This is a genomic window from Pseudomonas sp. 4CAES_32.4 (assembly GCF_058136335.1).
In genome coordinates, this window is record NZ_CM176882.1 from 4095648 (window position 1) to 4114394 (window position 18747).

At 58.9% G+C, this 18747-nt stretch carries 23 protein-coding genes; 11 read left to right on the forward strand and 12 right to left on the reverse strand.

The window, feature by feature from the left end; translation table 11 throughout:
• The first annotated feature begins 9 nt into the window (after positions 1-9).
• The gene (pbpG, locus tag AC3Y64_RS18385) at positions 10-948 is read left to right on the forward strand and encodes a D-alanyl-D-alanine endopeptidase (RefSeq protein WP_489984777.1); all 939 of its coding nucleotides are present in this window, start codon (positions 10-12) and stop codon (positions 946-948) included.
• Positions 949-1014: 66 nt separating this feature from the next.
• Here the strand turns inward: pbpG and AC3Y64_RS18390 are convergent, their stop codons facing one another.
• From AC3Y64_RS18390 to AC3Y64_RS18400, 3 genes are all read right to left on the reverse strand, one after another.
• A complete protein-coding gene (locus AC3Y64_RS18390) occupies positions 1015-1224 on the reverse strand; it encodes a hypothetical protein (RefSeq protein ID WP_122590410.1) in 210 nt (69 codons plus the stop codon).
• 12 nt (positions 1225-1236) lie between these two features.
• On the reverse strand, positions 1237-1443 hold the full coding sequence (locus AC3Y64_RS18395) for a DUF6021 family protein (protein ID WP_489984778.1): 207 nt from the start codon (positions 1441-1443) through the stop codon (positions 1237-1239).
• Positions 1444-1532: 89 nt separating this feature from the next.
• The gene (locus tag AC3Y64_RS18400; protein ID WP_489984779.1) at positions 1533-2204 is read right to left on the reverse strand and encodes a C39 family peptidase; all 672 of its coding nucleotides are present in this window, start codon (positions 2202-2204) and stop codon (positions 1533-1535) included.
• A 235-nt stretch (positions 2205-2439) separates the two neighbouring features.
• Between AC3Y64_RS18400 and AC3Y64_RS18405 the strand changes: the two genes are divergently transcribed.
• The gene (locus AC3Y64_RS18405) at positions 2440-2607 is read left to right on the forward strand and encodes a hypothetical protein (RefSeq protein ID WP_489984780.1); all 168 of its coding nucleotides are present in this window, start codon (positions 2440-2442) and stop codon (positions 2605-2607) included.
• A gap of 78 nt (positions 2608-2685) precedes the next feature.
• Here AC3Y64_RS18405 and AC3Y64_RS18410 read toward each other — a convergent pair whose 3' ends face one another.
• On the reverse strand, positions 2686-3435 hold the full coding sequence (locus tag AC3Y64_RS18410) for a TerC family protein (RefSeq protein WP_277758498.1): 750 nt from the start codon (positions 3433-3435) through the stop codon (positions 2686-2688).
• 29 nt (positions 3436-3464) lie between these two features.
• Positions 3465-3707, reverse strand: a complete 243-nt coding sequence (locus AC3Y64_RS18415; RefSeq protein WP_489984781.1) for a hypothetical protein — start codon at positions 3705-3707, stop codon at positions 3465-3467.
• A gap of 133 nt (positions 3708-3840) precedes the next feature.
• Between AC3Y64_RS18415 and nhaR the strand changes: the two genes are divergently transcribed.
• Positions 3841-4740, forward strand: a complete 900-nt coding sequence (nhaR, locus tag AC3Y64_RS18420; protein WP_489984782.1) for a transcriptional activator NhaR — start codon at positions 3841-3843, stop codon at positions 4738-4740.
• On the opposite strand, the gene AC3Y64_RS18425 is transcribed toward nhaR, so the two are convergent.
• Positions 4735-5898, reverse strand: a complete 1164-nt coding sequence (locus AC3Y64_RS18425; protein ID WP_158959888.1) for an MFS transporter — start codon at positions 5896-5898, stop codon at positions 4735-4737. The genes nhaR and AC3Y64_RS18425 overlap by 6 nt on opposite strands.
• Before the next feature lie 306 nt (positions 5899-6204).
• Here AC3Y64_RS18425 and sstT point away from each other — a divergent pair, with 306 nt between their 5' ends.
• Positions 6205-7437 (forward strand): serine/threonine transporter SstT, encoded by a 1233-nt coding sequence (gene sstT / locus AC3Y64_RS18430; protein ID WP_489984783.1) that lies wholly within the window; start codon positions 6205-6207, stop codon positions 7435-7437.
• 69 nt (positions 7438-7506) lie between these two features.
• On the opposite strand, the gene AC3Y64_RS18435 is transcribed toward sstT, so the two are convergent.
• A complete protein-coding gene (locus tag AC3Y64_RS18435) occupies positions 7507-8016 on the reverse strand; it encodes a DUF1993 domain-containing protein (protein WP_158959892.1) in 510 nt (169 codons plus the stop codon).
• A gap of 125 nt (positions 8017-8141) precedes the next feature.
• On the opposite strand from AC3Y64_RS18435, the gene AC3Y64_RS18440 reads away from it, so the two are divergent.
• Positions 8142-8786, forward strand: coding sequence for a YceH family protein (locus AC3Y64_RS18440; protein WP_489984784.1), 645 nt, complete (start codon positions 8142-8144; stop codon positions 8784-8786).
• 135 nt (positions 8787-8921) lie between these two features.
• Here AC3Y64_RS18440 and AC3Y64_RS18445 read toward each other — a convergent pair whose 3' ends face one another.
• Both AC3Y64_RS18445 and AC3Y64_RS18450 read right to left on the reverse strand, forming a co-directional pair.
• A complete protein-coding gene (locus AC3Y64_RS18445) occupies positions 8922-9440 on the reverse strand; it encodes a cupin domain-containing protein (RefSeq protein WP_489984785.1) in 519 nt (172 codons plus the stop codon).
• 212 nt (positions 9441-9652) lie between these two features.
• The gene (locus AC3Y64_RS18450; protein WP_489984786.1) at positions 9653-10471 is read right to left on the reverse strand and encodes a shikimate 5-dehydrogenase; all 819 of its coding nucleotides are present in this window, start codon (positions 10469-10471) and stop codon (positions 9653-9655) included.
• A gap of 256 nt (positions 10472-10727) precedes the next feature.
• Here AC3Y64_RS18450 and AC3Y64_RS18455 point away from each other — a divergent pair, with 256 nt between their 5' ends.
• The 3 genes from AC3Y64_RS18455 to AC3Y64_RS18465 all read left to right on the forward strand — a co-directional run bounded on the left by AC3Y64_RS18455 (position 10728) and on the right by AC3Y64_RS18465 (position 11801).
• Complete coding sequence (locus tag AC3Y64_RS18455; protein WP_034154666.1) at positions 10728-11087, forward strand: hypothetical protein; 360 nt, start codon at positions 10728-10730, stop codon at positions 11085-11087.
• 233 nt (positions 11088-11320) lie between these two features.
• Positions 11321-11515 (forward strand): hypothetical protein, encoded by a 195-nt coding sequence (locus AC3Y64_RS18460; RefSeq protein WP_489984787.1) that lies wholly within the window; start codon positions 11321-11323, stop codon positions 11513-11515.
• A 103-nt stretch (positions 11516-11618) separates the two neighbouring features.
• Complete coding sequence (locus tag AC3Y64_RS18465; protein WP_489984788.1) at positions 11619-11801, forward strand: hypothetical protein; 183 nt, start codon at positions 11619-11621, stop codon at positions 11799-11801.
• Here AC3Y64_RS18465 and AC3Y64_RS18470 read toward each other — a convergent pair.
• Positions 11798-12859 carry an AI-2E family transporter gene (locus tag AC3Y64_RS18470; RefSeq protein WP_489984789.1) on the reverse strand — a complete coding sequence of 354 codons (1062 nt, stop codon included), beginning with the start codon at positions 12857-12859 and terminating at the stop codon, positions 11798-11800. The two genes, AC3Y64_RS18465 and AC3Y64_RS18470, sit on opposite strands and share 4 nt — an antisense overlap.
• 155 nt (positions 12860-13014) lie before the next feature.
• On the opposite strand from AC3Y64_RS18470, the gene trhP reads away from it, so the two are divergent.
• The gene (gene trhP, locus AC3Y64_RS18475) at positions 13015-14340 is read left to right on the forward strand and encodes a prephenate-dependent tRNA uridine(34) hydroxylase TrhP (RefSeq protein ID WP_489984790.1); all 1326 of its coding nucleotides are present in this window, start codon (positions 13015-13017) and stop codon (positions 14338-14340) included.
• 173 nt (positions 14341-14513) lie between these two features.
• Here trhP and AC3Y64_RS18480 read toward each other — a convergent pair whose 3' ends face one another.
• Together AC3Y64_RS18480 and AC3Y64_RS18485 are read right to left on the reverse strand one after the other, a co-directional pair.
• Positions 14514-14747 carry a hypothetical protein gene (locus tag AC3Y64_RS18480; RefSeq protein WP_489984791.1) on the reverse strand — a complete coding sequence of 78 codons (234 nt, stop codon included), beginning with the start codon at positions 14745-14747 and terminating at the stop codon, positions 14514-14516.
• Positions 14748-14839: 92 nt separating this feature from the next.
• Positions 14840-15553, reverse strand: a complete 714-nt coding sequence (locus tag AC3Y64_RS18485) for a FadR/GntR family transcriptional regulator (RefSeq protein ID WP_489984792.1) — start codon at positions 15551-15553, stop codon at positions 14840-14842.
• Positions 15554-15899: 346 nt separating this feature from the next.
• On the opposite strand from AC3Y64_RS18485, the gene AC3Y64_RS18490 reads away from it, so the two are divergent.
• Positions 15900-17246 carry an MFS transporter gene (locus AC3Y64_RS18490; protein ID WP_489984793.1) on the forward strand — a complete coding sequence of 449 codons (1347 nt, stop codon included), beginning with the start codon at positions 15900-15902 and terminating at the stop codon, positions 17244-17246.
• 24 nt (positions 17247-17270) lie between these two features.
• Positions 17271-18614, forward strand: coding sequence for a glucarate dehydratase (gene gudD, locus AC3Y64_RS18495; RefSeq protein WP_489984794.1), 1344 nt, complete (start codon positions 17271-17273; stop codon positions 18612-18614).
• Positions 18615-18747 lie beyond the last annotated feature (133 nt).

The following is an 18747-nucleotide window of genomic DNA, read 5'->3' on the forward strand; positions in this document are numbered from 1 at the left end:
TTCGCCCGCGTGAAAATTCGTCTTTCGATTCTGAGCCTGTTTTTTGCTTTTACAGGCACATTCATCACGCCAACGATCAACGCTGCGGAAACCACCGCTGCCCCGCGTGATGCTTCGACATTGAAGATCGCCTCCGGCAGCGCCCTGCTCATGGATATGCAGACCAACAAAGTCATTTATTCCAGCAACCCTGACGTGATCGTGCCGATCGCCTCAGTGAGCAAGCTGATGACTGGACTGGTGGTGGTTGAAGCCCGGCAAAACATGGACGAATGGATCAATGTCGATATCAGTAACACACCGGAAATGAAGGGTGTGTTCTCCCGAGTCAAACTCAAGAGTGAACTGCCGCGTCGCGAAATGCTGCTGATCGCCCTGATGTCCTCGGAAAACCGTGCCGCTGCCAGCCTCGCACATCACTATCCGGGTGGGTACGCAGCCTTTATCGCCGCGATGAACGCCAAGGCCAAAGCGCTGGGCATGACCAACACTCACTATGTCGAGCCAACCGGCCTCTCCGAGCGCAACGTCTCTACCGCCCGCGACTTGAGCAAGTTACTGGTGGCCGCGAGCAAATACCCGCTCCTCAGCGAACTCACCACCACCAAGGAAAAAACCGTTTCTTTCCGTAAACCCAATTACACCTTGGGTTTTCGCAACACCGATCACTTGGTCAACAAGGCCGACTGGGACATCAAGATCACCAAAACCGGCTTCACCAATCCGGCCGGCCACTGCCTGGTTCTGGTGACGAAGATGGGCAACCGCCCGGTCGCCCTGGTCATTCTCGACGCGTTCGGCAAGTACACCCATTTTGCCGATGCCAGCCGTATCCGCAGCTGGGTGGAGACCGGCAAGAGCGCCAGCGTTCCTGCCGTGGCTCAGCAATACAAGGCCGAGAAGAACCTCAAATCGCGTCAGAGCGGCGTGGTTGAAGCATCGAAGTAATTCGCCACCCAAGAAAAAGCCCCGAATCTTCGGGGCTTTTTTTCACCTGCATTTTTCATCTGCGCATCAATCGTTGGGCAGCGGCATCTTGTCGTCATCGGGAATGCCATCCCCCGCGCTCGGATCCCGTGAAGGCTCAGGCGTCAGCACGTTCGGCCGGGCCATCGGGTCGCGCATGGGGCTGTCCGGATCCAGCACCGGATCAATCTCCGGCTCTGGCGTGGTCGGAACGCTGTCCGGTGTTTTTTGGTCGTCGAAGCTTGAATCGGTACTCATACGCACCTCGCATCAAGGTTTCAGATTGGCCAGCGGGTCATAGGGTTTGGGCGGCTTCTTCGGATCCTCGCCGGGCTCGACATCAAGAGGCGCCTTGGCGGGGCCGACAGGATCGACCTGCGGATCATCAAGATCGGGCGAGTCCGGATCGAACCCCAGTTCGTCTCCCGAGGAATGCTCGGACGAATGCGGGCCTTTCGCTGCTGGGGAATCTTTCATATCGCCTCCTTATTCACCCGTAAAACACGGGATGTATAAGTAGGAGGCTTGCCGGGCGCCGTCGTGCCCGGCAGATGACGAACGGAAACTCAGTGAGCGGCCAGCGCCTTGCGCGCCTGCGCCGCTTCGTTTTCCTGACCGGCCTGGGCCAGTTCATCGGCCGCCTTGAGCCAGCGCTGGCGATCGACGGCAGCAGGAATCTGCGTCGGCTTCTGGATCAAGATTGCCCAGCCGCCGGATTTCTCCAGCGCCGACTCAAAGGAACTGAAACTCATCAGTTCACGCCGGTTCATGCCGGCGCGCAGCAGCACCTTCTGTTTATTGCGGTCGTAGCCGGAAAGAATGGCGTAACGCGGTTCAGCCCAAAATGCCGAACCCTCGCTGAAACGCACCATCACCGGGTAGCCTGCGGCGACCTGGGTCAACAGCGCCGGTAGATTGCTGTCGAGCGGATAAACGACCATGCCGTATTCCCGCGCGAGGTTTTGCAGATTCTGCTGCAACTTGTCTTCAGCACCTGGCAAATGCAGGGGTTTTTCCAGCAGCCCCGGAGTGATCACGATGCCCTGCTGCGACAACAGACTGGCCAAAACCTGCGGCCCGCTTTGATTGGCTTCGCCACGATAGAACGTCCCGCTCAGCTCGACCCGCTCCGGCAAACGCTTGACCTCCGGCGCCACCGTGCCAGCACATCCGGCCAACGCGACCACGCAACCGACCGCCACCAGCGCCGCACGAATCCGAGAAAATACCTGCACCATCGTCACTCTCTGTTCAGACGCCGGTCATCGTGTTCCGGCAACGCCAGTGATCATAGGGCTGCTTGGGCCTGCGGTATAGCCTTAAGCAGCAGACCCATCGCTTGCATAGAGCAAACTGATTAGTCATCAGCGACCTTTGGTCAATAGTTTGAAACACCCCATTGACTAGACTGTCACTGAAATAGAGCGAATTGATGAAAGCGGGCGCCCGACGCAGGGCGAAGAGGAGGCACAGATGAGCCTGACCATGACCATCGTAATGTTGATTGCCGGCTGGCTGGCCGTGGCCGCCGCCATGCTGTGGGGCGTGCTGCGGATTTCTCGGCGTCATCACCATCCGGTTCAGCCGACCCAAGTCGACAAAGCCGAGAAGCATCGCGTTCGTCACGTGACTGCGCACTGACGCGCTGAAATAAACCTGTACCCATAAAAAGGCCCCTTGAATTCAAACAATCCAAGGGGCCTTTTGGCTTATTGGCGATTACGCCTGCTCAGCCAGTTTCTTCTGCTTCGCCCGACGCGACATCATGTTCAGCACTTCAATCGCTGCCGAGAATGCCATCGCCGCGTACACATAACCTTTCGGAACGTGAGCACCGAAGCCTTCGGCGATCAGCGTCATGCCGATCATGATCAGGAAGCCCAGGGCCAGCATCACCACCGTCGGGTTGTCGTTGATGAACTTGGCCAGTGGTTCAGCTGCAAACAGCATCACCAGGACCGACACAACGACTGCAATAATCATGATCGGCAAGTGTTCGGTCATGCCGACCGCGGTAATGATGCTGTCGATCGAGAACACCATGTCGAGCATCAGGATCTGACCGATAGCGGCGGCGAAGCCCAGGGTGACGGTCGACGTCGCCGACTTCGGATCTTCCGGCGCCGGATCCATGCTGTGATGGATTTCGGTCGTCGCCTTCCACACCAGGAACAGGCCACCGGCGATCAGGATCATGTCCTTCCAGGAGAACGCCTGGCCGAGAATCTCGATGACCGGCGCGGTCAACTGCACGATGAACGCGATGGTGCTCAACAGCGCCAGACGCAGGATCAACGCCATGCCGATACCGATGCGGCGTGCTTTCTGCTGGTACTGCTTGGGCAGTTTGTTGGTCAGGATCGAGATAAAGATCAGGTTATCGATGCCAAGCACGATTTCCATCACCACCAATGTGGCCAAAGCAACCCAAGCGGTCGGGCTGGCGGCGAGCTGTAACAGATATTCCATGGGTCAGTCCTGACTCTGTGTAAGACGAATTAGATGGTCTTGGTGGAAGATTCGGATTTTTCCGCGTCTTTTCCCGGTGTTTCCTTTTTCTCGATCAATCCGCCAGTGGCATCGCTCAGCGCTTGTTCCGCGGCTTTATGGGTGTCATCGATCGCTTGCTTGGCGCTTTCGGCGGCCTTGCCCATCAATTGCTGGGCGCTTTTTTCAGCCTGATCGCAACCGGCCAGAAGCAGTAAAGACGTAAACATCAGCGCAGGGATTGTGTATTTCATGAGGCTTCCTTCGAATGAACAGACAGGGTCACAGACCGGCCGTCGATGGCTGGGCATTCTAGGGAGACAAACACTTCAGGAAAATTCGTATTTTTAGCGGATATACTTCGGTTTTCACGAAGTGAAGATCACCATGCTCAACTACCGACAACTGCATTACTTCTGGGTTGTAGCCAAGACCGGCAGCATCGTGCGTGCGTGCGAGCAACTGAACCTGACGCCACAGACCATCAGCGGGCAGATTTCCCTGCTTGAACAAACCTATGGCATCGAGCTGTTTCGACGAGTGGGCCGGCAACTTGAGCTCACCGAAGCCGGGCGCCAAGCCCTGCCCTATGCCGAGCAAATGTTTCAACTGGGCGGCGAACTGGAATTGATGCTGCGCGCGCAACCCAACGAGCAGCAGATTCTGTTCCGCGTCGGCGTGGCCGACGTGGTGCCCAAATCCATCGTCTATCGCCTGATTGCACCGACCATGGAGCTGAATGAACCGCTGCGCATCACCTGCCGCGAAGACAAACTCGAGCGTTTGCTCGCCGATCTGGCGATCCAGCGTCTGGATCTGGTGATTTCCGACAGCCCGATGCCCTCGCACCTCGACATAAAAGGCTACAGTCAGAAACTCGGTGAATGCGGGATCAGCTTCTTCGCGACTCCTGCACTGGCGGCAAGATATGGTCAGGATTTCCCACGCAGTCTGCACGGCGCGCCGCTGTTGATTCCCGGCGCGGAAACCGTAGTGCGCAGCCGCTTGCAGCGCTGGTTTGCCGAGCAGCAGATCCAGCCGCAAATCGTTGGCGAGTTCGATGACAGTGCGCTGATGCAGGCGTTCGGCCAATCCGGCAGCGGGATTTTCATCGGCCCGAGCGTGATTGCCGATGAGGTGAAGCGCCAGTACGGCGTCGAGTTGATTGGCCAGACTGATGCGGTGACCGAGTCGTTCTATGCCATTTCGGTGGAGCGCAAGGTCAAGCACCCCGGCATCGTTGCGATTACCGAAGGTGCCCGACGTGAGTTGTTTACGGCGTTATGACGCCTCCGCACAGATCTCGCGCGGTTTGAGCGTCATCAGCACCATGGCGAGGAACACCGACAGCAGGATGAACCCGGCGGCGGCGAAGCCGAGGAAGCCCAGGCCCGCGCCGTCGATGACCCGGCCGCCGACCATGGCGCCCAGACCAATCCCCAGATTGGCCCCGGCGATGTTCAGCGAGGCGGCAAAGGCCGGCGCTTCGGGCGCTGCTTTCATCAGGCGCACATGGCTGACCAGGAATAACGCGGCTTGAGTAATACCCCAGATGCCCATCGCCACCGCCAGCCCCACTGGCGAATGAATGTTCGGCACCAGCGAGACCATGCCGGCGATCATGAACGCGCAGAACAATACCGACGCGCCCAGCGGATGCTTATCGACCGCACGACCGCCCAGCGAGTTGCCGATCAGCCCGACCGCGCCGAAGGCCATCAGGCACCAACCGACCACCGTGCCGTTGAAACCGGCGAGACGCTCAAGAATATCGGCCAGATAGGTGTAAGCGGTAAACATGCCGCTGAACACCAGAATCGACAGCACGATGTGGCCGATCATCAATGGGCTGCGCAGGATCTTGAACTGCGAGCGGAAGCTGACTTGATGCTGGTGCAGGCTGGTTTTCGGTAAATAAACAAACAGCAACAAAGCTTTGGCAAAGGCAATCACCGCCAGAATGCCGAATGCACTGCGCCAGCCGAATGCGTCAGAAATCAGCGTGCCGACCGGAATGCCGAACACCGTGGCGCAAACAATGCCGAAACCAATTTTGGCAATCGCCCGACCAGCGAAATCCGGGCCGACGATGTCCACCGCTGTTTCGCTGGCCAAGGCCCAGAACACCGGCAGACCGAGCGCCGGAATCAGTCGGGCAATCGCCATCACCCAGATATTCGGCGCCAGCGCGGCAACGGTATTGGCCAGGCCAAACATGATCAGGATGCTGATGAACAGCTTGCGCCGTTCGAAGCGGGCGAAATATGCGGTCAAGAAAGGCCCGAACATCGCCACGGTAAAAGCGAATAAAGTCACCAGCAGACCGGCCTGCGGGATGGTGACCTCAAGGTCGCGGGCAATCGCCGGCAACAGGCCGACGATGACGAATTCCGTGGTCAGTACCGTAAAACCGGCGGCGGACAACAGAAGAATGGGCAACAGCATGCGCAACTCCAGCAAAACGACGACACCAGCGTTGACCCGGAGGCCCGCTGGCATGACTTGAAAATAAGGATGGGCAATCTTAACAGAGTGTGTCCGGGCTGAGTTGCCCAAACCTGTCGACTTTGTTGTCTGATCCGGTGGCAGATCGTCACAGGCCTGAAGGATAAGACCTACGCTGTGATAAAGTCCGCGCCCTGAAAAACGTACACCCTGATCAGCGATGTGTTTAAGAAGCTGATATCGATTCGACTGTCGGCTCGTGCCTGCCCACGAGACCTCGCACCCTATAAAAACAGAGATGCCGTTATGACTGCTTCGTCCCCTTCTCTACTGCAACGCTTGAGCAAACTGAGCCTGGTCACCCAGATCGTGATCGGCCTGATCGCCGGTATTGCGCTGGCCCTGATTGCGCCTGAGCTGGCCAAATCCACGGCGTTCATCGGCAAGGTCTTCGTGTCGGCGTTGAAAGCCGTGGCACCGATTCTGGTGTTCGTACTGGTGATGGCCTCGATTGCCAACCACAAGCACGGCCAGGAAACCCATATCCGCCCGATTCTGTTCCTCTATCTGCTGGGCACGTTCGCCGCAGCAGTGGTGGCCGTGGTTGCCAGCATGGCCTTCCCTTCGCATCTGGTGTTGGCGACTGAAAACGTCGCAGTGACCGCCCCGGGCGGCATCACTGAAGTGCTGCAGAGCCTGCTGCTGAGCGTGGTGGACAATCCGGTCAGCGCCCTGATGAACGCCAACTTCATCGGCATTCTGGCCTGGGCCATCGGCATGGGCATCGCGATTCGCCATGCCGGCGACACCACCCGCGAAGTGCTGGGCGATCTGTCCAACGGCGTGACCGTGATCGTGCGCGTAGTGATTCGTTTCGCACCGCTGGGTATTTTCGGCCTGGTCGCTTCGACACTGGCCACCTCCGGCTTTGGCGCACTGCTCGGTTACGCGCATCTGCTGGCCGTCCTGCTCGGCTGCATGCTGTTCGTCGCGCTGGTGATGAACCCGCTGATCGTATTCTGGAAGCTGCGTCGCAACCCGTACCCGCTGACCCTCAAGTGCCTGCGTGAAAGCGGTATCACTGCATTCTTCACCCGCAGCTCGGCGGCGAACATTCCGGTCAACCTGGAATTGAGCAAGCGTCTGGGCCTGCACGAAGACACCTATTCGGTATCGATCCCGCTGGGCGCGACCATCAACATGGCCGGTGCGGCGATCACCATTACCGTGCTGGCGCTGGCAGCCGTGCACACCCTGGGCATCGCCGTAGACATTCCGACCGCCATCCTGCTCAGCGTTGTGGCAGCGATTTGCGCCTGTGGCGCGTCGGGTGTGGCCGGTGGTTCGCTGCTGCTGATTCCGCTGGCGTGCAGCCTGTTCGGCATTCCAAGCGAAATCGCCATGCAAGTCGTGGCAGTCGGTTTCATTATTGGCGTGTTGCAGGATTCCGCTGAAACCGCGCTGAACTCGTCGACGGACGTGCTGTTCACCGCGGCGGCGTGCCTGGGCGAAGAAGCGAAAGCCCAACGCACCGCGTAGCCCATGTAGAAAAGCAATAAAAAGCCCGCCAAGGCGCAACCTTGGCGGGCTTTTGTGTATCTGGGTGTTTTAGAACGCGCCCATGTAATCGCGTTTACCCACTTCAACACCGTTATGACGCAGCAGTGCGTAAGTGGTGGTGACGTGGAAGAAGAATTGCGGCAGACCGTAAGTCAGCAGGTAAGCCTGACCACTGAAGCGCTTTTCTTTCGGAGTGCCCGGACGGGTGATGATTTCGATGCCTTCCTTGCCATCGATCTGCTCTGGCTTGATCTCGCCGATGTAGGCCAGCACCTTGGCGATCAGGGCTTGCAGCTCGGCGAAGGTGGTTTCGGTATCGTCGTACTTCGGCACTTCGACTTCAGCCAGACGCGAGGAAACGCCTTTGGCGAAGTCCACGGCTATCTGTACCTGACGGGTCAACGGGAACATGTCCGGGAACAGACGCGCTTGCAGGAAGGCGTTCGGGTCGATGTTTTTCTCGGTGGCGTGGGCTTCAGCCTTTTTCAACACATCGCTCAAAGCGTTGAGCATTTGTTGAAAAACCGGGACGGATGCGGCGTACAGGGAAATGGTCATGGCAGTCTCGTGTGGTGGCTGGGTGGAACAAGGAGGCGATTATAGCCATGCTTGATGACCACACGGCTTGCCTTTTGTTTGGCAAGGATTAGGCTAGGCGCCTTCGACTGCAGAGGGAACGCGCGATGACCACAGAACCAGAATCCACCTTCGACGAGCCTCGGCTCAATGCCACGGAAATCCGCATCCTCGGCTCGTTGATCGAAAAACAGGCGACCAGCCCGGAAACCTATCCGCTGACACTCAACGCTCTGGTCACCGCGTGCAATCAGAAAACCAGCCGCGAACCAGTGATGAACCTGACCCAAGGCCAGGTCGGCCAGAGCCTGCGCGCCCTCGAAGGTCGCGGCTTCGCCAAACTGGTCATGGGCAGTCGCGCCGACCGCTGGGAGCACAAGGTCGACAAGGCGCTGGAACTGGTGCCGGCCCAGGTGATTCTGAGTGGATTGATGTTTCTGCGCGGCCCGCAAACCGTCAACGAACTGCTGACCCGCAGCGGCCGCATGCATGATTTCGAAGATGCCGAACAGGTGGTGCATCAACTTGAGCGCCTGATTGCGCGCGGGCTGGCGGTGCTGATTCCGCGTCAGGCCGGTCAGCGTGAAGATCGCTACACCCATGCGCTGGGTGATCCGGCCGACATCGAGGCGATCATGGCGGCGCGGCAGAATCCGCAGGAGCGCTCGGGCGGCGGCGTTTCCGTCGAGCGGATCGAAGAACTGGAAGCGCGGATTGCCGCGCTGGAAGAGCGTCTGGCCCGCCTCGAATAGTCACCGCGTAACCCCTGTAGGAGCTAGCCCTGCTAGCGATGGCGTCCGCACATCCAGATAATATGTGACTGACACACCGTCATCGCTAGCAGGGCTAGCTCCCACAGGGTTGGTCATCTGGTTTCAGAACCTGGGTTACTCGCCATCCCAGTAATCAACACCATCCGCCTGCCGCGCCACCGCGACGAAACCTGAGGCGTTGCCCTCGGCATCGATCTTGAAGTTGTCCATCACCGCGTATTTGTTCGAATCCGGGTATTCACAGATATCCGGTTGCTGCTGGGTGCTCACCGCCAGATAGCGCAGTTCGACCTGACTGGTGTTGATGATCTGATGGGCCATTTCCGGCCCGCCCGGCGGACAAGCAATTACGTCACCTTCGCGGATCGGAAAACGCTCAGCGCCGAGGCGCACCTCGCCTTCACCGGCCACCACGTAGAACATTTCTTCATTGACCCGATGACTGTGAAACGGACTGCCGCGCATGCCCGGTGGCAGTGCGTAAAGCCGATAACCGAGTTTCTGCGACCCAAGTTGCTGGCCGATGCGGGCCATGCGTTGCTGATAGCGCCCGGCGGTTTCGCCTTCCGGGGCCAGCGCTTCGGGCAGGGGTTCGAGTTCGACCTGGTGCAGGTTGAGGATGGGCGGGTGCATGGGGAGCCTCGGTCACGGTTTTTAGTGGTGGGCAAGTCTGTGCTTGCTGGGGAGGCAGTATAGGCAACTCAATATCTGAAACCGAGGTGCGGCCATCGCTAGCAGGGCTAGCTCCCACATGGATTTTCAGTGACCACACAAGGTGTGACTAAGAGAAATCTACTGTGGGAGCTAGCCCTGCTAGCGATGAGGCCAGTCAATTCAACACAAACTCAGCTCCGGGCAAACGCCACCGCCGCCGCAAACTGCGCTTCATTCGGGCGCACGCCGGTGTACAGGACAAACTGCTCCAGCGCCTGGATCGCAATGACTTCCAGCCCGGTAATGACTTTCTTACCCTCAGCCCGGCCACGCACGATCAGCGGCGTCTCCGACGGAATCGCCACCACATCAAACACGGTATCCGCCGCTTTGATCACGTCCGGCTGAAACGCCAGTTGCCCCGCCTCAGGCCCGCCGTCCATGCCCACCGGCGTCACGTTGATCAGCATCTGCCGGCGCTCATCGCCCAACTCCGCCTGCCAGCGATAGCCCAGCGATTCCGCCAGCGCTCGCCCTGCCCGCTCATTGCGCGCAACGATCAAACCGTTTTTGTAGCCGCCATCGCGCAAGGCACTGGCCACTGCTTTGGCCATGCCGCCACTGCCGCGCAGGGCGAAAGTCGATTCTTTGGGCACCGCGTGAGTTTTCAGCAACTGCTCGATGGCAATGTAATCGGTGTTGTAGGCCTTGAGGTGGCCGCTGGTGTTGACGATGGTGTTGATCGACTGGATCGCCGCCGCAGACGCGTCCAGCTCATCGACCAGGGCAATGCAGGCTTCCTTGAACGGCATCGACACGCCGCAACCGCGAATCCCCAGCGCGCGAATCCCGCCCACGGCGCCGTTCAAGTCTTGGCTGCTGAACGCCTTGTAATAGAAATTCAGGCCCAACTGCTCATACAAATGGTTATGAAAACGCAGACCGAAGTTACCAGGGCGTCCTGACAGGGACATGCACAGCTGGGTGTCTTTGTTCGGGTTCATCTGCATGAAACTTCTCCTTCAAACGCACTTTCGGATAGACGGGATTAGCCAGCCCATCGGGTTCTGAACGATCATAGAGGCCTGTTCTAAACGTATCGCGCGACCCTTGCGCGGCTCGGTAAACAAACCGGTACAGACCTTACACAAAATTTACCCAGCGGCTGTGCTGAATTTCAGAATTTCGCTGTCTTAGAAGTATCCCCGCGACAACTGTGGGCCTGGTGCAGGCCCTGCCGCCGGGTAGAAGAACCGAGGAATTATCATGATTCGTAAACTCCCTATCGTGGCCCTGCTGATTGGTGCATTCGCTGTCGCAGGGCAAGCAGAAGCCCACGGCGGCAATTACTGGCAGGGCCCGGCGGTGTTTGGCGCGATCGTCGGCTCGGCCATCATCGGCTCGGCGCTGATCAATCAGGACCGCCCGGTTTATGTGCAGCAGGCGCCGGTGTATGCCGCACCGCCACCACCGGTCTATGTGCAGCAGCCACCGCCACCGGTTTATTACCAGCCAGCGCCGGTTTATGTTCAGCAACCGGTCTACGTGCAACCGGCCCCGGTGTATTACGGCCCGCCTCGCGGCTACTACGGTCGCCCGCACTACTACGGTGGCCCGCGCTGGTAACCGCAGAAACACAAAGCCCCGCTTTTACAGCGGGGCTTTTTTATGACCGTTGGTCGGCCAGCGTCTGAAAAAATCGCGCCAACGTCGCTGTGAGGACAGTTTCAGCGGCTAAAGTCGGCATGATGGATTGGCCGTTATGTACATTTCTACAAAACGGTCATTTATTTGTCATGACGGAACCGCAATCTGAATCCGTCCGTAAACAACAGGTTGATAAAAACAAGGACGACTGTATGCCAACACAAAACCCGCACCGCACCGTCGGCCTGTGCACCTCCAGCAAGGTGTACGGCGCGCTGACCGAGCTCAAACACCTGGAAGGCCATCGCTGCGCGAAATTTCTTTCGCTGCTGGCCGAACACCTTGTGCACAAAGGCCTGCTCAACGAGCGCGAAGTCATGCACATGCTCGATCAAGTGGTCGATTGAAGCCAGACCTCACTGGCATCAATGACCACTATCGAAACGGTTGATTGTCGCAAAATCCCGCGAGCCCCTAAGGTAGCTCCATAGATTGATGGAGGTACTTTTCATGGCTCAGGTTCAAATCATGTCGGTCGTCGGCAGCGCCGTTCCCGCTTCGCTCAGAGCAACGGGATTGCTCGCCTGCTGGTATCTGGTGCGCGACGGCGAGCCAATCAGCGGCCCGCTCACTTCCCTGCCTGCCGCGCAGGCCTTGTCGCAACAAATGGTCAGCGCTGCTTTTCATGCCTAAGGCAGTTGCACCTTGGGTTTGGTCTCGGCGAACAGCGCCCAGCTCGACATGAACAGCGCCGCGATCAGCGGCCCGATCACGAAACCGTTGAGACCAAACACCGCCAGGCCGCCCAAGGTCGAGATCAGAATCATGTAGTCGGGCATCTTGGTGTCCTTGCCCACCAGAATCGGGCGCAGCACGTTATCCACCAGTCCGATCACAAAGATCCCGAACAGTCCCAGCACCACGCCCTGCCAGATCATCCCGCTGAGCAGGAAGTAAGCCGCCACCGGCGCCCACACGATCCCCGCGCCGACCGCTGGCAACAGCGACAGAAACGCCATCAACACCGCCCACAGCAAGGCGCTGGGGATGTCGAGAAACCAGAAAATCGCCCCACCCAGCGCGCCCTGTGTCACCGCGACCACCAGATTGCCCTTCACGGTCGCCCGCACCACCCGGTTGAATTTCAGTTGCAGACGACGCTTGTGATGTTCTTCCAGCGGCACGGCGCTGCGCACTTTGCGCGCCAGTTCGGCGCCGTCGCGCAAAAAGAAAAACAGCAGGTACAGCATGATGAAAAAACTCACCACGAACTCGAACGTGCCCTGGCCAAAACTGAACGCCTGACTGGCTAGCACTTGGCTGCCCTGCATCGCCGATTTGACGATTTTTTCGCGTAGACCATTAAGTTCGCCCATGCCGAAGCGGTCGAGCAGGTGCTGAAAGTACGGCGGCAGGCTGTGCTTGAACTGCGCCAGATACGCAGCAATGTCCAGTTCGCCGCTTTCGATGTTCTTGTAGACCGTCGCCCCTTCCTGCACCAGCAGCACACTGAGGATGATCACCGGCAGAATCGCGATCACAAGACAGATCGACAAGGTGCACAGGGACGTCAGGTTGCGCTGCCAGCCGAATTTCGCCTGCAGCCGGCGTTGCATCGGCGCAAACAAAATCCCGAGAATCACTGCCCAGAACACCGCGCCGTAGAACGGCAAGAGGATCCAGATAAACGCCACCGTGACCAGCAACAGCAGCACGGTGAGGGATTTGAATTGAAGGCTTTTTTCGTTCATGTCCGATCCATGTCAGTCAGGCGTCCTACACGCCCCGATGCTTAGTCAACCGGGGCCTGCACGAGTGCCATCTTTATTCATGGAGCATAGATCCAGATCAACAAACCCTCGCCGCATCTGACTTACCCTGCCGCGCTTTTGCGACCGACACCGCCATGACCCCGACCCTCGCCACCCCAGAACTGCTCGCCCCCGCCGGCACCCTGAAAAACATGCGTTACGCGTTCGCCTACGGCGCCGATGCGGTCTACGCCGGCCAGCCGCGCTACAGCTTGCGGGTGCGCAACAACGAGTTCGATCATGCCAATCTGGCGCTGGGCATTCGCGAGGCGCAGGCGCAGGGCAAACGTTTCTACGTGGTGGTCAACATCGCCCCGCACAACGCCAAGTTGAAGACGTTTCTCAAGGATCTGGCGCCGGTGATCGAGATGGCGCCGGATGCGCTGATCATGTCCGACCCGGGGCTGATCATGCTGGTGCGCCGGCACTTCCCGCAGATGCCGATTCATCTTTCGGTGCAGGCCAACACGGTGAATTGGGCGAGTGTCGAGTTCTGGCAGCAACAGGGGTTGAGCCGGATCATCCTGTCGCGAGAACTGTCGCTGGAAGAGATCGGCGAAATCCGCGAACAAGTGCCCGACATGGAGCTGGAAGTGTTCGTCCACGGCGCGTTGTGCATGGCCTATTCCGGGCGCTGCCTGTTGTCGGGTTACATGAACAAGCGCGATGCCAATCAAGGCACCTGCACCAATGCCTGTCGCTGGAAATACTCGGCGCAGGAAGCCACGCAAAACCAGCTCGGCGAAATCGTCCAGACCTTCCAACCCGAGCCGACCCTGGGCCTCGGCACGCCCACCGATCAGGTGTTTCTGCTGCAGGAAGCCAATCGTCCTGACGAGTTGATGCCGGCGTTCGAAGACGAGCACGGCACCTACATCATGAACGCCAAAGACCTGCGCGCCGTGCAACATGTCGAGCGCCTGACCCGCATGGGCGTGCATTCATTGAAGATCGAGGGCCGGACCAAATCGCACTTCTACTGCGCGCGCACCACCCAGGTGTATCGCCGGGCGATTGATGACGCAGTGGCGGGTCGTGAGTTTGACCGCAGCTTGATGACCGACCTGGAGTCGTTGGCCCAGCGCGGCTACACCGAAGGTTTTCTGCGTCGCCATGTGCATGACGAATACCAGAACTACCTGAACGGCAGTTCAGTCTCGGAGCGCCAGCAATTCGTCGGCGAACTGACCGGCGAGCGGCGTGATCGCCTGGCCGAGGTCAAGGTGAAGAACCGCTTTGCCGTTGGCGATCATCTGGAACTGATGACCCCCAAAGGCAATTTTCATTTTGATCTGCATGAGTTGCAGAGCGCAAAAGGTGCAGCGATCGACGTGGCGCCTGGGGATGGGCACACGGTGTATCTGCCGATTCCGGATGCGGTGGATTTGCGGTTTGGGTTGTTGATGCGGGATCTGCGCTAGACCTGCGCGGCGGTTTGATCGGTGAGTTTTTTGTTGAAGCGGATGCCGTCATCGCTGGCAAGCCAGCTCCCACAGGATAGGCGGATGTACATGACAACCATGTTCACCATAGAACTCTGTGGGAGCTGGCTTGCCAGCGATGGGGCCGGCAAATCCGACACAACTGTCAGGGTTCAGCGCCGATCATCCGACAACGGCGTCGGTTCATCCGCTGGCGGCACGTCCTCATCATCCGGCGCCGGATCCTTCCAGTCCTCCGGCCGGTCGGCATCGCTCAGCGGATCCTGACCTGGGGGCATGCCCATCGGCGAATCATGATCAGCCAACGTCGGCTCATCGGTTCCGGGCATCGGCCGGGTCGGATCGGTGGGAAGAACGCCACCCTGAAACAGCAAGTCGTTAGCCATGACACACCTCACCAAGGAGGTCCGGAAAACCCGGGCCATATCACTTGGAAGTGTCCCCGTGATCGCCGTGCTATCGAGCAGACCAACGGCGATCAACCCTGCGCAGAGAAGCGGTCGCGGCTGTTGGTCAAGTGCAGCCACATCGCTGCCCGCGCTGCATCCGCGTCCTGACGCTTGATCGCATTCAGAATCGCCTCGTGCTCCAGATGGGCCAGTTGCCCGAGTTTGCTCAGATCCGCCGCACCGCGCTCGGCGGCGTTGAGGCGGTTGCGCGGGATCATCGCACTGCCCAGGTGCTGCATGATCTCGCTGAAGCAGACGTTGCCGGTGGCTTCGGCAATCAGCAAATGAAAGCGTCGATCCGCTTCGACGCAACTGTCGTTATTGTCCAGCAGGCGTTGATAGTCATCCAGAGCCTGTCGCATCTGCAGCAGTTGCTGCTCGCTACGCCGTTGCGCAGCCAACGCGGCGGCTTGGGTTTCCAGGCCCAGGCGCAATTCAAGAATGCTGCGTACACCGAGCGCGGTATCGACATTCAGGCGCAAGCCCTGCTCCGCTGCGCGTTCGATCACGAATGTGCCGATGCCATGCCGCGTCTCGACCAGCCCCGATGCCTGCAATTTGGAAATCGCCTCGCGCACCACGGTGCGGCTGACGCCGTGCTCCTGAACGATGGAATTCTCCGAGGGCAACTTGTCGCCGGGCGATAGCTGGCCGAGCAGGATGCTCTGGGAGAGTTTCTCCACCAGGTCATGGGCCAGGTTATGCGCGCGTTTGCGAGCGGGGGCGTCGAGGTCTTCTTGCATGGTCGGTTCCGGTGATCGGGTCTTGCGGATCGTAGCATCGTGCGCACGGCCACTGGGATTGATTTCGCGCTCCAGATTGTATGACAACACTAAAATTGAGCCAGAGAAATTCAGAGATTCCTGATAACTAAAGCTATGCCGCCGTAGCAATGCATAGAACCTCTCACACCACAAAACCCAACAAACATTGACCATAAATACAAAATTGCATAAAAAACCAGCGTTCCAGACAAAATTAATCGGCCTTCCCCACTTGTAGGACAAAAAAACGCAGTTGTATGATGTCTATCAACAACGCAGCACCCAGCCCTACCCCGCATAAAAATAATCAGTGGGAGAAAACCAAGTGAAAACCTCCGTCTCCGGGATGAACGAGGGCGTCGATTCGACACTCGCCTCGGCCATCTCGAAAGTGAAACGCCACGTCCTGCCGCTCTTCGTGATCATGTTCATCGTCAATTACATTGACCGAGTGAACATCGGTTTCGTCCGCACTCACATGGAACACGACCTCGGTATTGGTGCCGCCGCCTACGGCTTCGGCGCCGGTTTGTTCTTCATCGGTTACGCGCTGTTCGAAGTTCCGTCCAACATGCTCCTGCAGAAAGTCGGCGCACGCATCTGGCTGACGCGGATCATGTTCACCTGGGGCCTGGTCGCCGCCGGCATGGCGTTCATTCAGAACGAAACCCACTTCTATGTGCTGCGCTTTTTGCTGGGCGTCGCCGAGGCCGGGTTTTTCCCCGGCGTGATCTACTACTTCACCCGCTGGCTGCCCGGCGCTGAACGCGGCAAGGCGATTGCAATCTTCCTCAGCGGCTCCGCCGTAGCCTCGTTGATCTCCGGCCCGTTGTCCGGCCTGCTCCTGCAAATCAACGGGCTGGGCATGCACGGCTGGCAATGGATGTATTTCATCGAAGGGATGTTTTCGGTGTGCCTGTGCGTCTTCGTCTGGTTCTGGCTCGACGCCAAACCCCACGATGCGAAATGGCTGACCCGCGCCGAACAGGACGCACTGGTCAACGCCATCGACGCAGAGCAAAAGGCCCGTGAAGCTGCGACGCCGATCCGGCCATCGATGGGCAAACTGCTCAAGGATCGCCAGATCATTCTGTTCTGCCTGATCTATTTCTTCATTCAATTGACCATCTACGCGGCGACCTTCTGGCTGCCGAGCATCATCAAGAAAATGGGCGAGATGAGCGACTTCCAGGTCGGCCTGTTCAACTCGATTCCGTGGTTGCTGTCGATCATCGGCATGTACGCCTTCGCCTCGTTCTCGGCCAAGTGGAAACACCAGCAGGCGTGGGTCGCCACCGCGCTGTTGATCGCCGCTGCGGGGATGTTCATGTCCACCACCGGCGGGCCGATCTTTGCCTTTGTCGCGATCTGTTTTGCCGCGCTGGGTTTCAAATCGGCATCGTCGTTGTTCTGGCCGATTCCCCAGGCGTATCTGGATGCGCGGATCGCTGCAGCGGTGATCGCGTTGATCAACTCAGTGGGCAATCTCGGCGGCTTCGTCGCGCCGACCACGTTCGGCTTGCTCGAAGAACACACCGGTTCGATTCAGGGCGGCCTCTATGGTCTGGCCGCGACCTCGATCATCGCCGCCATCATTGTTTTCTTCGCGCGCACCGCACCGAAACCGGCGGCTGAAATTGCCGTGGTTGAAGCTGCGCCAAAGCACGCCTGAACTCTTTATTAAAAGGATAAAACCATGACCGCACACGACACCGCCAAAGCCCCGATCATCACCGACATGCAAGTCATCCCGGTGGCCGGCCACGATGGCATGTTGCTCAATCTCAGCGGCGCCCACGGGCCGTTTTTCACCCGCAACATCGTTATTCTCAAAGACAACGCCGGCCACACCGGCGTCGGTGAAGTGCCCGGTGGCGAGCGCATTCGCCAGACCCTGGAAGACGCGCGCAGCCTGGTGATCGGCAGCCCGATCGGCACGTATCAGAAGATCCTCAATCAAGTGCGCCAGACCTTCGCCGACCGAGATGCCGGTGGTCGTGGCCTGCAGACGTTTGACCTGCGCATCACCATTCACGCCGTCACCGGCCTTGAAGCCGCCCTGCTCGACTTGCTCGGCCAGCATCTTGATGTGCCGGTCGCGGCGCTGCTCGGTGAAGGGCAGCAACGCGATGAAGTGAAGATGCTCGGCTATCTCTTCTACGTCGGTGATCAGCGCGAAACCGACCTCGCCTATCGCAGCGAACCGGACGCCGACAATGACTGGTTCCGCGTCCGCCACGAGAAAGCCATGAGCGCCGAAGCGGTGGTGCGTCTCGCCGAAGCGGCACATGCGAAGTACGGTTTCAAGGACTTCAAACTCAAGGGCGGCGTGTTCAGCGGCGATGCCGAAATCGAAGCGGTGACGGCACTGGCCGAGCGCTTCCCCGACGCGCGCATCACCCTCGATCCGAACGGCGCGTGGTCACTGAAAGAAGCCATCCGTTTGTGCCGCGATCAGCATCACGTTCTGGCTTACGCCGAAGACCCGTGCGGTGCAGAAAACGGTTATTCGGGCCGTGAAGTGATGGCCGAATTTCGCCGCGCCACCGGACTGAAAACCGCCACCAACATGATCGCCACCGACTGGCGTGAGATGGGCCACGCGATTCAGCTGCAGTCGGTGGACATTCCGCTGGCCGACCCGCATTTCTGGACCATGCAGGGTTCGGTGCGCGTGGCGCAGATGTGCCATGAGTGGGGCCTGACCTGGGGCTCGCACTCCAACAATCACTTCGATATCTCGCTGGCGATGTTCACCCATGTCGCGGCTGCCGCACCGGGCGACATCACCGCCATCGACACTCACTGGATCTGGCAGGACGGTCAGCGGTTGACCAAAGCGCCGCTGCAAATTGTCGACGGTCTGGTGCAGGTGCCGAAAAAACCGGGGCTGGGTGTCGAGCTGGATATGGACCAAGTGTCCAAGGCGCACGAACTGTACAAAGGCATGGGCCTCGGCGCGCGGGATGACAGCGTGGCGATGCAGTTTCTGATTCCTGGGTGGAAGTTCGATAACAAGCGGCCGTGTCTGGTGCGTTGAACACAAGGCTGGGTTGAATCAGATTTTGTATTCTGACAAATGAACCTGTGGGAGCTGGCTTGCCAGCGATAGCGGTGGGTCAGCCGACATCGATGTTGGCCGGTCCGGCCCTATCGCTGGCAAGCCAGCTCCC

Bases quoted from the DNA above. Each gene is read 5' to 3' on its own strand.
- AC3Y64_RS18415 (WP_489984781.1), bottom strand. From the start codon at position 3,707: ATGAAATACACAATCCCTGCGCTGATGTTTACGTCTTTACTGCTTCTG.
- AC3Y64_RS18455 (WP_034154666.1), top strand. From the start codon at position 10,728: ATGATTCGTAAACTCCCTATCGTGGCCCTGCTGATTGGTGCATTCGCT.
- AC3Y64_RS18470 (WP_489984789.1), bottom strand. From the start codon at position 12,859: ATGAACGAAAAAAGCCTTCAATTCAAATCCCTCACCGTGCTGCTGTTG.
- AC3Y64_RS18460 (WP_489984787.1), top strand. From the start codon at position 11,321: ATGCCAACACAAAACCCGCACCGCACCGTCGGCCTGTGCACCTCCAGC.
- AC3Y64_RS18410 (WP_277758498.1), bottom strand. From the start codon at position 3,435: ATGGAATATCTGTTACAGCTCGCCGCCAGCCCGACCGCTTGGGTTGCT.
- AC3Y64_RS18480 (WP_489984791.1), bottom strand. From the start codon at position 14,747: ATGGCTAACGACTTGCTGTTTCAGGGTGGCGTTCTTCCCACCGATCCG.
- trhP (WP_489984790.1), top strand. From the start codon at position 13,015: ATGACCCCGACCCTCGCCACCCCAGAACTGCTCGCCCCCGCCGGCACC.
- AC3Y64_RS18390 (WP_122590410.1), bottom strand. From the start codon at position 1,224: ATGAGTACCGATTCAAGCTTCGACGACCAAAAAACACCGGACAGCGTT.
- AC3Y64_RS18435 (WP_158959892.1), bottom strand. From the start codon at position 8,016: ATGACCATTTCCCTGTACGCCGCATCCGTCCCGGTTTTTCAACAAATG.
- gudD (WP_489984794.1), top strand. From the start codon at position 17,271: ATGACCGCACACGACACCGCCAAAGCCCCGATCATCACCGACATGCAA.
- AC3Y64_RS18465 (WP_489984788.1), top strand. From the start codon at position 11,619: ATGGCTCAGGTTCAAATCATGTCGGTCGTCGGCAGCGCCGTTCCCGCT.
- AC3Y64_RS18405 (WP_489984780.1), top strand. From the start codon at position 2,440: ATGAGCCTGACCATGACCATCGTAATGTTGATTGCCGGCTGGCTGGCC.
- nhaR (WP_489984782.1), top strand. From the start codon at position 3,841: ATGCTCAACTACCGACAACTGCATTACTTCTGGGTTGTAGCCAAGACC.
- AC3Y64_RS18440 (WP_489984784.1), top strand. From the start codon at position 8,142: ATGACCACAGAACCAGAATCCACCTTCGACGAGCCTCGGCTCAATGCC.
- sstT (WP_489984783.1), top strand. From the start codon at position 6,205: ATGACTGCTTCGTCCCCTTCTCTACTGCAACGCTTGAGCAAACTGAGC.
- AC3Y64_RS18485 (WP_489984792.1), bottom strand. From the start codon at position 15,553: ATGCAAGAAGACCTCGACGCCCCCGCTCGCAAACGCGCGCATAACCTG.
- AC3Y64_RS18450 (WP_489984786.1), bottom strand. From the start codon at position 10,471: ATGCAGATGAACCCGAACAAAGACACCCAGCTGTGCATGTCCCTGTCA.
- AC3Y64_RS18400 (WP_489984779.1), bottom strand. From the start codon at position 2,204: ATGGTGCAGGTATTTTCTCGGATTCGTGCGGCGCTGGTGGCGGTCGGT.
- AC3Y64_RS18425 (WP_158959888.1), bottom strand. From the start codon at position 5,898: ATGCTGTTGCCCATTCTTCTGTTGTCCGCCGCCGGTTTTACGGTACTG.
- AC3Y64_RS18395 (WP_489984778.1), bottom strand. From the start codon at position 1,443: ATGAAAGATTCCCCAGCAGCGAAAGGCCCGCATTCGTCCGAGCATTCC.
- AC3Y64_RS18445 (WP_489984785.1), bottom strand. From the start codon at position 9,440: ATGCACCCGCCCATCCTCAACCTGCACCAGGTCGAACTCGAACCCCTG.